Annotated in this window: 13 protein-coding genes; 8 read left to right on the forward strand and 5 right to left on the reverse strand. The window is 71.8% G+C overall.

The window, feature by feature from the left end:
• Positions 1-299 precede the first annotated feature (299 nt).
• Both fxsT and ACI79G_RS19155 read left to right on the forward strand, forming a co-directional pair.
• Entirely contained in the window at positions 300-2879 is a 2580-nt protein-coding gene (gene fxsT / locus ACI79G_RS19150) for an FxSxx-COOH system tetratricopeptide repeat protein (RefSeq protein ID WP_456882689.1), read from the forward strand.
• A 302-nt stretch (positions 2880-3181) separates the two neighbouring features.
• Positions 3182-3253 carry an arsenate reductase/protein-tyrosine-phosphatase family protein gene (locus tag ACI79G_RS19155; RefSeq protein WP_456882748.1) on the forward strand — a complete coding sequence of 24 codons (72 nt, stop codon included), beginning with the start codon at positions 3182-3184 and terminating at the stop codon, positions 3251-3253.
• 187 nt (positions 3254-3440) lie between these two features.
• On the opposite strand, the gene ACI79G_RS19160 is transcribed toward ACI79G_RS19155, so the two are convergent.
• Complete coding sequence (locus tag ACI79G_RS19160) at positions 3441-4163, reverse strand: PP2C family protein-serine/threonine phosphatase (RefSeq protein WP_456882690.1); 723 nt, start codon at positions 4161-4163, stop codon at positions 3441-3443.
• A 157-nt stretch (positions 4164-4320) separates the two neighbouring features.
• On the opposite strand from ACI79G_RS19160, the gene ACI79G_RS19165 reads away from it, so the two are divergent.
• On the forward strand, positions 4321-5493 hold the full coding sequence (locus ACI79G_RS19165) for a glycoside hydrolase family 3 N-terminal domain-containing protein (protein WP_456882691.1): 1173 nt from the start codon (positions 4321-4323) through the stop codon (positions 5491-5493).
• Between the two features lie 26 nt (positions 5494-5519).
• On the opposite strand, the gene ACI79G_RS19170 is transcribed toward ACI79G_RS19165, so the two are convergent.
• Both ACI79G_RS19170 and ACI79G_RS19175 read right to left on the reverse strand, forming a co-directional pair.
• Positions 5520-5708: a hypothetical protein gene (locus tag ACI79G_RS19170; RefSeq protein ID WP_456882692.1), complete on the reverse strand. Its 189-nt coding sequence runs from the start codon at positions 5706-5708 to the stop codon at positions 5520-5522.
• Positions 5709-5983: 275 nt separating this feature from the next.
• Complete coding sequence (locus tag ACI79G_RS19175) at positions 5984-6136, reverse strand: hypothetical protein (RefSeq protein ID WP_456882693.1); 153 nt, start codon at positions 6134-6136, stop codon at positions 5984-5986.
• A 195-nt stretch (positions 6137-6331) separates the two neighbouring features.
• Here ACI79G_RS19175 and ACI79G_RS19180 point away from each other — a divergent pair, with 195 nt between their 5' ends.
• Positions 6332-6550, forward strand: a complete 219-nt coding sequence (locus tag ACI79G_RS19180) for a hypothetical protein (RefSeq protein ID WP_456882694.1) — start codon at positions 6332-6334, stop codon at positions 6548-6550.
• Positions 6551-6557: 7 nt separating this feature from the next.
• Here the strand turns inward: ACI79G_RS19180 and ACI79G_RS19185 are convergent, their stop codons facing one another.
• Positions 6558-7604 carry an NAD-dependent epimerase/dehydratase family protein gene (locus ACI79G_RS19185; protein WP_456882695.1) on the reverse strand — a complete coding sequence of 349 codons (1047 nt, stop codon included), beginning with the start codon at positions 7602-7604 and terminating at the stop codon, positions 6558-6560.
• A 275-nt stretch (positions 7605-7879) separates the two neighbouring features.
• Between ACI79G_RS19185 and ACI79G_RS19190 the strand changes: the two genes are divergently transcribed.
• Complete coding sequence (locus tag ACI79G_RS19190) at positions 7880-8392, forward strand: hypothetical protein (RefSeq protein ID WP_456882696.1); 513 nt, start codon at positions 7880-7882, stop codon at positions 8390-8392.
• A 36-nt stretch (positions 8393-8428) separates the two neighbouring features.
• On the opposite strand, the gene ACI79G_RS19195 is transcribed toward ACI79G_RS19190, so the two are convergent.
• Positions 8429-8704, reverse strand: coding sequence for a hypothetical protein (locus tag ACI79G_RS19195; protein WP_456882697.1), 276 nt, complete (start codon positions 8702-8704; stop codon positions 8429-8431).
• 1197 nt (positions 8705-9901) lie between these two features.
• Between ACI79G_RS19195 and ACI79G_RS19200 the strand changes: the two genes are divergently transcribed.
• From ACI79G_RS19200 to ACI79G_RS19210, 3 genes are read left to right on the forward strand one after another with little or no spacing between them, the layout of a single operon-like run.
• Entirely contained in the window at positions 9902-10126 is a 225-nt protein-coding gene (locus ACI79G_RS19200; RefSeq protein ID WP_456882698.1) for a hypothetical protein, read from the forward strand.
• A 2-nt stretch (positions 10127-10128) separates the two neighbouring features.
• Entirely contained in the window at positions 10129-11472 is a 1344-nt protein-coding gene (locus tag ACI79G_RS19205) for a glycosyltransferase family 2 protein (protein ID WP_456882699.1), read from the forward strand.
• A 25-nt stretch (positions 11473-11497) separates the two neighbouring features.
• Complete coding sequence (locus ACI79G_RS19210; RefSeq protein ID WP_456882700.1) at positions 11498-13192, forward strand: polysaccharide deacetylase family protein; 1695 nt, start codon at positions 11498-11500, stop codon at positions 13190-13192.
• Positions 13193-13245: the final 53 nt, after the last annotated feature.

Below are 13245 nucleotides of genomic sequence, written 5' to 3' on the forward strand. Positions count from 1 at the left end.
TAGTGCATGCTCCGCATGGCCAACCACCCGTCCCGGCTACCTACCTGCCCATATCGTCGAAGGTCATTTGGCGAGGCCGACAGGGAGCCTGGACCACCTGGACCTGACGTCTCGGCCCTTGTCCCTCAATGAGCCGCTCAACTACTCCGACAGACGACCGTCGGCCACTTGACAGGGAATGTCGATACCTTGCCGCGCCGACAGCGCAGACCTGGGGCTCCGCGAGCCCGACCAACGGGTGCCGGCTCCGGGTGACGCCAGGTATCCCACACGGCGGGTGAGGGGTGTAGGCGTGGTGCGTGAGCGGTCGGGGGGTTGAATTCTTCATCAGTCACGCCGGTCGGGACACCGCCTGGGCCGAATGGCTGGCCTGGCAGCTCCAGGAGGCCGGGTACAGCGTCGAGCTGGACGTGTGGGACTGGGCGCCGGGTGAGGACTTCGTGGCCCGCATGCAGCACGCGCTGGAGCGCGCGGACCAGCTGCTGGCCGTGTGCACCGAGGCCTATTTTGCCTCCGCGTTCGCGGGCGTCGAGCTGCGCGCGGCGTTCGCACAATCCGCAGCCGCGCAGGGGCGGATCGTGCCAGTCCTGGTCGAGCCGGTCACCCTGCCGCCGTTGTACGCGCCGCTCATCCATGTCGATCTGACGGGGCTGGACGAGGCCGCGGCGGCGGCGCGGCTGCGGGCCCGGCTGGCCGGTGGGCGGCCCACAGCAGCGCCGCCGTTTCCGAGGGCCGGACCGGCGCCGTCGGGGAAGCCGGGGTTCGCCGGTGCGCTGCCGGCGGTGTGGAAGGTGCCTCCGCGCAATCCCCGGTTCACCGGCCGGGACGGCATGCTCGCCGAGCTACGCCGGCGGCTGCACGCCGGGGAGGGCACGCTGGCGGTCCAGGCGCTGTACGGGTTGGGCGGGGTGGGCAAGACCCAGTTGGCGATCGAGTACGCGCATCGCTTCGCCGCCGACTACGACTTGGTGTGGTGGATCGACGCCGAGCAGTCGGTGCTGATCCCCGACCAGGTCGCGCGGCTCGCCGCTCGGCTGGGCCTGGCCGCCGGGCGCACGGTGGCCGACACCGTCGAGCGGCTGCTGGGCGAGCTGCGCGGTCGGGACCGCTGGCTGCTGGTCTTCGACAACGCCGAGCGGCCGACCGACGTCGCCGACTATCGGCCCGGCGGGCCAGGACATCTGCTGATTACCTCCCGCAATCCCGGCTGGGGTGCACTGGGCGGGCGGCTGGAAGTCGACGTGCTGCCCCGGGGGGAGACGATCGCCCTGCTGCGGGCCCGGATCACAGGCCTGGGTGAGGAGCTGGCCGACAAGCTCGCCGCCGAGTTGGGTGATCTGCCGCTGGCCGCCGCGCAGGCCGCCGGCTACCTGGAGCAGACCGCCCTGCCGCCGGCGGACTATCTGCGCCGGTTTCGCACCCGCCGGGCCGGCTTGCTGGCCCGTGGCGAGGTGGTCGGCTATGCCGGGCGGCTCGACACCGCCTGGGCGCTGTCCGTGGAGCGCCTCAGCTGCGAGGACCCGGCCGCGGTGCAGCTGCTGGAGCTGGCCGCCTTCCTCGCCCGCGAGCCCATTCCCTTGACAGCCTTCACCGGCCACCCGGAGCTGCTCGACGAGCCGCTGCGCAGCATCGCCGCCGATCCCGACGCCCTGGCCGACACTCTTGGCGCGCTGGTCGGCTACTCCTTGGCCCGCCGCTCCCCCGACAGCTTCCAGGTGCACCGGCTGGTGCAGGCGGTGATCCGCCACCGGCTACCGTTGAACCGGCAGCAGGCCACCGCCGAGCAGGTGATCGCGCTGCTGACCGCCGCCTGCACCGGCGACCCAGAAGACCCGGCCACATGGCCGAGCTACGCCCAGCTCGCTCCGCACGTACTCGCCACCGCCCCTCTCGGGGACTCCTCCTCCGACGGTCGGCACCTGGTCCTGGCCACCATCCGCTACCTGCAGGCCAGAGGCGACAGCTCCGGCAGCCGGGCCGTCAGCGCACAGCTGCTCCACCGCTGGCGCGAGGTCGTCGGCTCCGACCACCCCGACACCCTCACCGCCGCAAGCAGGCTCACCCTCGACCTGATGCGGTTAAGCGAGCCCCAGGCGGCCCACGTCCTGGGCGAGGACACCCTGCAGCGGTGCCGCCGAGTGTTCGGCCCTGACCACCCCACCACGCTGTGGACGGCCGCCACCCTGACCGACGCCCTGAGCGCGCTGGGCAAGGTGGAGCCGGCCCGCGCCCTGGGCGAAGACACCCTGCAGCGCAGCCGTCGGCTGCTCAGCCCCGACCACCCAACCACCCTGCGGTCGGCGGCCATCCTGACCGGCGCCCTGGTCGGGTTGGGCGAGGCGGAGCCGACCCGCGCCCTGGGCGAAGACACCCTGCAGCGGTGCCGCCGGGTGCTCGGCCCGAATCACACCACCAGCCTGACGGCGGCGACCGCCCTGACCCTTGCCCTGATCTCGGCGGGTGAGGCGGAGCCGGCCCGCGCCTTGGGGCAGGACACTCTGCAGCGCAGCCGTCGGGTGCTCGGCCCCGACCACGTGACCACCCTGACGGCGGCCACCGGTCTGACCCTCGCCCTGGTCCTGCTGGGCGAGGCGGAGCCGGCGCGCGTGCTCGGCGAGGACACGCTGCCGCGCTGCCGCCGGGTGCGCGGCCCAGATGACCCCGTCACCCTGGGGGCGGCCGCCGCCCTGACTGACGCCCTGGTTCGGCTGGGCGAGGCGGAGCCGGCCCGCGCCCTGGGCCAGGACACCCTGCAGCGCAGCCGCCGGGTGCTCGGCCCGGACCATCCGGTCACGCGGTACCTCACTGAGGTCGCCGTGACCGCCCATCCCCTCCTCGGAGACGCAGCCGCCGCAGACGATCCGGGACCGCCGCGGTGATGATCCATCCTCGCCTGGGACCTGGGTGTCTGCGCGCTCCCTGCTCGCCTCGCCGGACGATGCCGTGCAGAGGTGAAGGCTTCCACGCGAGTGCCAGCCATTGCAGCGCCACCCGCCGTCGTCGTATGGCGGGAAGATGACGGGTGCCGCAGATCCCCGACATGCCAGGGATGTCGCCGAGGTATCGCATAGTGGGCCGCTCAAGATGACTGCGTCAGACGTTCCGCATGCATCTCACCAGCGCGGGTGAGGTCCCTCGGAGATTGCTTCTGCCGCGAACCGAGCCGCCCTAGCGTCGAGCCGTGCGCATCCTCTTCGTCTGCACCGGCAACGTGTGCCGTTCGCCGGTCGCCGAGCGGCTCGCCAGGACGTAGGCACGGGAGAAGCTGGCGCACAGCCCCGAGGCCGACGTGGTTTAGACGAGAGTGCCGGTCTGAGCGCGGTCGCGAACCGGCCGATCGACCCGCACTCCGCCGCCGCGCTCGTCGACCTGGGCGGCGACCCGACTGGCTTCCTGTCCCGCGAATTCACGCCGGAGTCGGCCCAGGACGCCGACCTCGATCACGACCCTGTTGCGTAGACCACGACAACGGTGGCGTTGTCGCGCGCTCCGTTCGTGTCGGCGTTGTCCACGAGCGACGTCGCGGCCTCTTCCGGTGCGCCGTCGATCGACATGAGAGCTGCGATCCGGTCGTCGTTCAGCTCACCCGTCAACCCGTCGGAGCAGGCGAGGAGGCGCTCACCGGGGACGACGGGCAGCAGGACGACGTCGGTCTCAGGTCGGGGACCGACACCCAGCGCCCGGGTGATGATGTGTCGTTGAGGGTGCGTGGCAGCGCTCTGGTCAGAGATGTACCCGGCGTCGATGAGCTCCTGCACCACCGAGTGGTCCCTGGTGACGAGCTCCAACTGTCCCTCGTGCCAGCGGTACACGCGCGAGTCACCGACGTGGAACACCGCCCACTGCGGCCCCTCGCCCTCGTCCACCAGCGCGACGCCGGCGACCGTCGTCCCGGCGCCGGCCTTGTCAGGCCCCTCGAACGCCCGGATCTCGCCGTCGGCCCGCTGCAGCGCGAGCCGGATCGCCTCGACGGTCGTCGTCTCGGACCCCGTCAACCAGCGCAAAGCCTCGACGACCGCCTCCGCAGCGGCAGCGCCACCGACGTGTCCCCCCATGCCGTCGGCGACCGCGAACACCGGCGGAGCAGCCAGGTACCTGTCCTGGTTGTCCTCCCGCTGCCCCACGGCGGTCGCCGCTCCCCACGTCAGCTCGACCGGCGGCATCCACGCTCCACAACAGGTATCGACGACAGGACGCCCCGTGGGGAAGACGAGGTGGGCTGAGCGTAGAAGGTCGGCGACACACCGGCAGGTCGCACGTCCCTCGCCCCGGCATCGACCCCACGCCGCCGACCGCGGCCCCGACGGAGAATGGGTCGCGATGCGCTCTTCCCGCCTCCGGGCCGTCGTCGGCACCCTCCTCTGCGTGCTGGCCACCGCCTGCACTGAGCCGACCACCGGCACCGGAACGGCGCCCGGCACCTCCAGCGCCACACCCTCGCCCACCCCGAGCCCAGAGGTCGACCAGGTGGACGCAGCCCTCGCCGACCTGGACCGCCGCGAGCAGGTCGCCCAGCTCATCGTCGTCGGGGTCGCGCTATCCGACCTCTCCCCCGCCGACGAGTTCGCCGCAGAGGGTCTGGGTGGCGTCTTCCTCCAGGGCCGCAGCAGCATCCCCGCCGAGGAGCTGGCCACGCAGACCGCGCGGTGGGCGGAGGCGGCTCCGGGGCCGCGCCCCTGGGTCGGCGTCGACCAGGAGGGCGGCGCCGTCCAGACGCTCTCCGGCCCGGGCTTCGCCGACCTCCCGTCGGCCGCCCACCAGGGCCGCATGCCGGCCGAGGAGCTGGCTGCCCTCGCCGACGGCATGGGCGCAGCGTTGAGCAGCGCGGGCATCAACCTCAACCTGGCGCCGGTCGTCGACGTCGTCCCCGCGGGCACCGAGGACGCCAACGCGCCCATCGGCGCCTGGGACCGCCAGTACGGCAGTACCGCAGAGGACGTCGTCCGCGCAGCCGGCTCCGTCGCCGACGGCCTGGCCGCGCACGGGGTCACTCCCACGCTCAAGCACTTCCCCGGCCTCGGCCGGGTGCCGGAGAACCCCGACAAGAGCCGGGACGCCACCGACGACGTCACCACCCGCGACGACGACCAGGTCGCCGCCTTCGGCACGCTCGCCGGCTCGGAGGCCGAGCCGTTCGTGATGATGTCGTCGGCCACGTACACGCAGATCGACCCGAGCGTGCCGGCCCTCTTCTCCCCCGTCGTCGTCGGCGACCTGCTCCGCGAGCAGCTCGGCTTCGACGGGGTGGTCATCTCCGACGACATCGGCGCCGCCCAGGCCGTGCAGGACTTCCCGGTCGACGAGCGGGTGGTCCGCTACCTCGAGGCCGGGGGCACCCTCCTGCTCACCATGGACGCCGACCTGGTGACGGAGATGATCGACGTCATCGTGGCCCGCGCCGAGATCGATCCCGCGTTCTCCGCCACGGTCGATGCCGCCGTCCGGACCGCGCTCACCGCCAAGGCCGACGCCGGGTTGCTGCCGGAGGCCTGAGCGGACGCCCAGGGTGCGGAGGGTCCTCAGCCCCAGCTGCCGACGGCCCGCGCGGCCTCGTTCGGATCGGCCCACACCCGGCGGCGGGCGGCGCGCGCCCGGGCGGCCGCCACCCCGGCATGCGGGTCCGACAGGTACACGGCGGCGATCGCGGTGAAGACCGCCGTGAAGACCAGGCCGAGGCCGATCCCCAGGGTGAGGACGAGGTACAGCACGGAGGAGTCCTTTCGGAGGGGCGAACGACCGCAGCGCAGGCCCACCACGCCGGCGGCTCGAGCGGGGGGTGCGCCGATGCACTGGTCAGGACCGAGGGAGCCTCCGGCCGACTACGACGGAGACGCTTGTCACAACGCTGCGGCATCCGTTCCTCACTCAAGGTACCCAGCCGCCCTCCGCCGCGACGGGCGACGAGGCCGACCGTGAGAGGACTCACCGCACGGACGTCCTCCAGGGACGCCGGCACGGTGCCGGCGACGATCCCGACGTGCCGTCAGCGGGTGGCGCCCACGAGGCGGCGGACCGGGTCCGTCAACAGCGGCGCAGCCTGGCCGAGAGGGGACAGCGCCAGCACCGCCGCATCCGCATCGGAGAACGCCCCCGGTCCGTGGACCACCGCGCCGGCGAGCGCCAGGACGGCGACCACACTCCGCGCGCCAGGCGGCTGCGCCGGACGTGGACGACCGACAGCAGGAGGCAGCCGACGACGAACCAGAACCCGGCGGCGCCCTGCCGTCCGTCCCCGTGGCCGGTCAGGAGGACCTGGATGGCCAGAACAGGGCCGACAGAATCAGCAGCGGGTCGACGTCGCACCACGGTGCCTCGCGGCTACCGTCGAGCGGTGCTCCGCTGGCTGTCCGCCCTCGTCGTCGCGGCGGTCCTGTCGGGCTTCGCCGTCCTCCTGCTGACCGGGCAGTACGTCAACGAGGGGCCCGTCCTCGTGCGACTGAGCCAGACCCACGGGGTCCACGTCGGCGACCTCTTCGTCGTCCTCGGCTGGGCGGCCGCACTCCTCGCCGTGGCAGGCCTGCTGCGGTCCGCCGGTCGCCGGGGCGGCTGAGCGCAGGTCAGCCGGCGGACTCCAGGTCGGACCAGGAGTCCGCCAGCCGGGCGAACCAGGCGACCTCCTCGGCCAGCCCCCGGTCCAGGTCGACCCTCGGTCGGAACCCGAACAGCTCGCGCGCCCGCTCGGTGCGGCACACCACGTCCCCCGCCCGGCGCGCGCCCACGTGGCGCGGCGGCGGGGGCAGCTCGCCGCGCTGCGCGGCCACCGCCCGCCGCACCCGCTGCGCCAACGCCACCGTGCGCTCCGCCGTCCCGCTGCCGGCGTTGACCAGCCGGAACCGCTCGCCGGCCGGCGACAGCGCGGGCGGCCGGGCCACCGCGCGCAGCACCAGGTCCGCGGCGTCCTCCACGTGCAGGTAGTCGCGCAGCTCCTGCCCGTCGCCGGTGATGGTCGCCGGGTGCCCGGCCAGGCCGGCCTGGATGAACGTCGGCACCGCCCACGGCATGGTCTCCCCGGGCCCGTAGAGCGTCGTGAAGCGCAGCACCGTGGCCTCCGGCCCCCCCGCCGCGGCGACCACCCGCAGCTGGTCCTCCAGCGCCAGCCGCGCCGCCGCCACGGCGTCCTCCGGGGTCGGCCGCACCGACTCGTCCAGCGGGGTCGCCGGCGCCCGCCCGTAGACCTCCACCGAGCTGCCCAGGACGACGTGCCCCAGCCCGTCCCCGAGCGCCGCCAGCAGCTCGAGGGTGCCCGCCACCTCCACCGCCACGTGGTGCCGCGCGGTGCCGGTCGCCGTCCGCTCTCCCGGCGGCACGGGCACCGCGTCCAGGTGCACCAGCTGCTCGGTCCCCGCCATGCGGCGGGCTATCCGCCGGGCCGCCTCGGGCCGCCACCACTCCGGCTCCTGGACCAGCTCGACGACGCCCTCGCGGATCGCCCGCCGCACCGGCTCCCGCCACCCCGGATCGGGCCCGACGACGGCGACGCGGCACCCGGCGCGCAGCAGCCGCGGCACCAGCGCCGCCCCGAGGAAGCCCGTGCCCCCGGTGACCAGCACCGGCATGTCGCGCAGCCGACCGTCGTCCATCCCGTCCGGGTCGGTTCCCCGCACGCTGCCACCCCCTCGGCGCGCCGTCCGCGCCCGTTGGCCGACGGAGGCTAGGGGCGCCGGTGGTGCCACGGAACGGTCCGGTCCGCGGCGGGTGCGGTCGCTCCAGCGTGTGCTGACCCGGTGTGTCGCCCTGGGACCCGGCCGTGGCGTCCGCACGGGACGGAGGCCCGGGCCCGGCGACGGCTCCGCCGCCGGTGGTCACGTCCCGGACGCCGTACCACCCCTCGGGGTGGGCCCCTCTCCAGCGGACCGGGATCGGCACCGATCTGGGGGTCATGTCCATCGCGCACAACCCGTTCTCGGTCTCGCTCCCGATCTCCTCGCTCCTCCCGCCGGAGGACGACGCCACCAGCCTGCTGCCCGGCCCCAACTCGGTCTCGGCGCACCTCGCCGAGCGCCTGGCCGCCGTGTCCGCCGTCCCCGGGGCGCTGATCGTCCTGGGCCTGCTCCGGCGCGACGACACCTGGCCGACCGCCACCAGCAGCCTCGCCGCCGCCACCTCGGTCGTGGCGCGCTCGCTGCGCGGCGACGACTGGCTCGGCCGCTCGGGTCCCAACGAGTTCGCCGTCTTGCTCAGCGGCACCGCCCAGGACGCCGAGGTCGCCGCCACCCGCCTGGCCGCCACCATCACCGAGCTGGGCATCCCCGGCCTGGGCGCCTGCGCCGGCGTCGTCGCGCTCGAGGGGGGCACTCCCGCCGCCGAGACGATGCGCCGCGCCACCCTGTCCCTGCACACCGCCCGCTCGCAGGGCGCCGGCTCCGTCATCCGCTACCGCGGCACCCGCTGAGCCGACGGGCGTCCCCGACGACGCGGACGCCCCGTCTCAGCCCCGCCCCCGGCGCCGCCGGGCCAGCTCCCCCGCCAGCCGGGCGGACTCCGCGTCGTCCCCCCGCGCCCGCGCCCGCCGGCGCGCCCGCCGCAACCGCGCCCGCCGCGACAGCAGCAGCCACGACACCACCGCCAGCAGGGCCAGCCCGGTCAGCCAGCCGGCCGGCTCCGGGTTGCCGCCGAGCCCGGCCGCCTCCCACACCGTGTACCCGACCGCGTAGCCCAGGACGACGACCAGCAGCACCGGCACCGCGAAGACGAAGACCCCCACGCCCCCTCCTTCAGCGTCGCCGCCCCCGCCGGACGCAGGTCCTTCCGCGCGGCGAGCGGAGACTCCACCCCGCTCACGCCCCTGCGCCGGCCTCGTCGCTTCAGAGCATGGCCTGATCACCTGCGCGACCACCCGCGGGGTCACCGTCTCCCTGCGGAGCGCCGACCTCTCGATCACGGCCCGGTGGTCATCCGCCACGGCCGCACTGCTGAGCCGCCACGGCGCGCTGCGGCTACCGGGCCGGGACGCCAGCAGCCGAGCACGACCGCGAGCAGTGGCGGCCAGTGATCCAGCCGACCATCTCTGCAGGCTGGCGTCGCCCGGCCGACCCGCCCCCGCAGCCGTACCCGACGACACACATGCGAGCCAGGGCCAGCAGCGCCGGCACGGCGACGACAGAACACGCCTCCATCCGCACCTGATCCCGCTGCCAGGGTCACCGCCGCGTGCGCGATCACCGGGCTGCACCCGATCACCAACGCGCCTCGCCGCCCTCCTGCCGCCGCCGGGATCCCACTGTCCTGACCGAGCTGGCCCAGCCGCTCGGACGAACAGCACGACGGGAAGGTCGGACGCATCAGCAGGCCACGGCTTGCATCCCGGCGAGCCAGCGTCGCCCGAGGTCCGAGTGGCTGCCCGGCACACAGCTCCGTCACGGACGCGCCGCGAAACAGGGCAGTCGGTCACCGATGATCAAACCGCGAAGATCACGCCGTACATGACGGTTACCGCCAAAGACGCTGAGTCACGACAGGCCGAATTTCGGCAGGTAAGGGTTTAGACCCTCTGGCCGAATCCTCACGTCCTCAACGATCGTCGTCACCAGTCGCGGACCGTCAGCGAGCAAGCACGGGGGATTCTGGTGATCAATTCCTGCGCAGCCCGGGCCAGCACGTGCTGGCCCGAAAGCGCGTCCATCCTCGTGGCAGACGCAGGGCTCACAGCCGAGTCAGATCTCACCGACCGAGCGCCATCGTCTCGTCGCTCGGCATCCCCGCCCCCCATTCCGACTCGCCACCTCGGCAGGACCACCCCGCGCGGCGATCCGACCCGCTGAATATCGGACCTCCATTCCGCACTGCCGCCGACGCGGTCGTCTCCGGTTCACCCGACGAACAGCAGTGTCGCGCGCCCATGCCGCGTCACCTCCCGACAGCCCGGACCCGGGCAACAGCACATGGATAGCGAGGCCCACCCATGCACTTCTCGGCAGCTCAGCTCGACGTCGTCGCCGCCGAGACATTCGGACGCGACGCTGCCATGTTCCAGAGCCTGCTCTCGTTCATGACCTCGGTGAGTCTGACACTCTGGGCGCTGGTGGTGGTCACGCTCATCGTGCGCTTCGTCGCCTGCCACGTGCTGTACCGACGTCGGGAGCTCCGATCAGGCTCCCTCAATCGAACTGATGCGGACGGGGCCTGAACGTGGATCTCTCGAGCGTTCAGTTCTACCTGTTCGCCGGCGTCAGCCTGATGTACGTGGTGCACTTCGGGCTCTACCTCGTCGGAGCCAACTTCTACGACATCTGGCAGCACCGGCGGAAGCACCTACTCGATCGTTTCACACCTCCTCGGGCATGGGCTGAGTGTGCAGCCACGGCCACATCGACGCAGGCCTGGCCCGCAGAGGTACCGGGCCTGGTCAGCATCGTCATCGCGGCCCACAACGAGGAGCAGGTGATTACCCGCTCCCTCGAATCCATCCGCATGAGCAGCTACCCGATGTACGAGGTGATCGTCGCGGACGACGCCTCGACCGACCGGACCGAGCAACTGGTCCAGGACTACCGGGCCCTGCACCCGGAGATGGACCTCCGCCTCCACCGGATGGAGAAGAACGTCGGCAAGGGCGCCGCCCTGAATGCGGTACTACGCCACCACGCCCGCGGCGAGTACGTCATGACGCTGGACGCCGATTCGCTCATCTCACCGAATGCGGTGTCGAACGCCCTCTCCTATTTCGAGGACCCCTGGGTGGCCGGCGTAGCCGCCAATGTCCAGATCATCGACGAGCCGACCGTCATCGGTGTGCTGCAGAAGTTCGAACACATGATCGGATACCGCTCCAAGAAGCTCTACTCGGTGACCAACTGCGAATTCGTGGTGGGTGGGGTCGCCTCCACCTACCGCATGCGGGTCCTTCGGAAGGTGGGCTTCTACGACACCGACACACTGACCGAGGACATCGGTCTGAGCACCAAGATAACCAGCCTCGGGAACCGGCGGTTCAGATTGGTGTACGGCGCCGACGTCGTGGCCATGACGGAAGGCGTCCTCACCTTTCGCGCCCTCGCGCGCCAGCGTTACCGGTGGAAGTACGGCAGCATGCAGAACCTGGTCAAGTACCGCCACCTGATCGGCAACCGAGGTCACCGGTACAGCCGCACTCTGACCATGTACCGCATGCCGATGGCGGTACTGAGCGAGTTCACGCTCCTGGTTTCCCCGCTGGCGTGGACGTACGCGGTGTACATATCGCTGTCACAGCACAGCCCGGCCCTCGTCGTGGGTGCGTACGCAACGATCACCGCCTACACGCTGCTGACCATATGGATGGACGAGACCCTGTCCCGGCGGGCATGTCTGCGGTTGTCCGTGTATGCGCCCACCGCGTACTTCGTCTTCTACATCATGGACCTGATCCAACTGACAGCGATCATCCGCTGCATGGTCAGAGCACGCTCGCTCACCCGGGGGACGGACGTGGGGAGCACTTGGTCATCTCCGAAGCGGGCCGGCAAACTCGTGGTGACGGCGAATGCGGGCTAGGGGCCTGTTCCGCCATCCGCTGGTCGTGGTGCCCCTGGCGGCGACCCTCCTGACCCTGGGTTGGCTGCGGTACACGCAGGGGCTGGACGAAGTGAGCGAGGCGGCCCCGGGCGCCAACCTGTTCCCGGCCGTGACCACGGTCGGGACCGAGGCAACCGGCGGCTGGCGGGTCGGACACAGCCGCGACGCGGACGTCTCGCTCCGGACGGTGCAGGGCTCCATCACGGACCACGCCCTGCGGGTCGAGGTGCCCCGGTATGCCTCGGGGGACGTGACGCTGACGAGTCCGCGCGTTCCCGTCTCGCCGGATCAGAGCTACCTGTTCAAGGCCTACACATCAGGTGGCCCGCCAGCGTTCACCCTCCTCGCCCACTACTCCTACCAGGACGGCAGCGATCGGCTCGTCGCGCTTGAGGACCACCCGGAGCACCGGCTGCCCTGGTCGACGGTGAGCGGTGCGTTCAGCAGTGACGACGACGTGGTCGCCGTCCAGTACGTCTTCAGGCTCGCCTCGGCAGGCACGTTCGACGTGGACGGCGCCTATCTGGTGCCGGCCCACGACGTCCACGTCGACCCGGCTCCTCCTACGGCGCCGAACCTGATTCCGAATGCCGAGCTGGCGGTGCAGAACGGCACCTCGCCCAGGCAATGGTCGCCGTACCGTTCGGGCGAGTCCATCGTGGACTTCCAGCAGGGGCGCGACGACGAGGGCCCTTTCCTCGAGACCCGCATCACCGACTACCGGAGCGGTGAGGCCAAGTGGCAGTACGAGCCCATCGCCGTCCGGCCGGATCAGCACCTCCGGTTCACCGCCACTTACCGATCGGACCAGCCGGTCGACGTGGTGGCGGAGTTCCAGGACGCGGACGGGGGGCACCGGTTCATCTACCTCGACACCGTCTTACCGGCCGGAGAGTGGACCCAGATCGAGGAATACGTCCAGGTACCTGCCGAGGCTGCGACGCTGATGACGACCATCGTGTCGCATGGTGATGGGTCCACTGCGGTGCGCGATCAAGCTCTCGTGGACGTGAGTCGGCCCGGCGCTCCCCACTGGGATCGCCCACTGGTCTCCATCACCTTCGACGACGGCTGGCAGTCGGCCTACTCCCGAGCCGTGCCACGCCTCGAGCAGTACGGTTACGCGGGCACCTTCTACGTGAACCCCGCGACCATCGAGACGCCTGACTTCATGACGGCAGCCGAGCTGGAAGCGCTGGACCGTGAGGGCCACGACGTGGCCCTCCACGGCTACGAGCACGTCGACCTCACGGCCATCAGTGCCCGTCGCATCGACGAACAACTGCGCAGAGGGCAGGAGTCACTCGCGCAGGCCGGCCTGCCCACGGAGCACCTGGCCACCCCCCACGGCAGGAGCGACGCCCAGGTCGAGTGGTACGCACGCAAGTACGTACAGACCCTGCGCGGCACGGAGACCGGCATCAACACCCGGCAGAACCTCGATCCCTATGACCTGAAGGTGCTCTACCTGGACAAGGAGACGACGCCGGAGGCCCTCTCGGAGGCACTGGCCGAGACCCAGCGCTCACACGGCTGGCTGATCCTCGTCTACCACCAGATCGGCCCTGCCTCGTCCGACGATGGTGACCGGCGCACCGTCTTCGCGGACGCTCTGACGACCCACCTCGACCTGATCAGAGACAGCGGCATCCGCGTCGAGCCGGTGTCGGAGGCCTTCTCGGAGGTGACCAAGTCCTGACCCGTGGGCGCAGACAAGCGCCCCGTCCGCATCCCACCGGAAAGGCTCTTGAT

This window comes from Geodermatophilus sp. SYSU D00779, assembly GCF_054050595.1.

Bases quoted from the DNA above. Each gene is read 5' to 3' on its own strand.
- ACI79G_RS19160 (WP_456882690.1), bottom strand. From the start codon at position 4,163: ATGCCGCCGGTCGAGCTGACGTGGGGAGCGGCGACCGCCGTGGGGCAG.
- ACI79G_RS19165 (WP_456882691.1), top strand. From the start codon at position 4,321: ATGCGCTCTTCCCGCCTCCGGGCCGTCGTCGGCACCCTCCTCTGCGTG.
- ACI79G_RS19190 (WP_456882696.1), top strand. From the start codon at position 7,880: ATGTCCATCGCGCACAACCCGTTCTCGGTCTCGCTCCCGATCTCCTCG.
- ACI79G_RS19200 (WP_456882698.1), top strand. From the start codon at position 9,902: ATGCACTTCTCGGCAGCTCAGCTCGACGTCGTCGCCGCCGAGACATTC.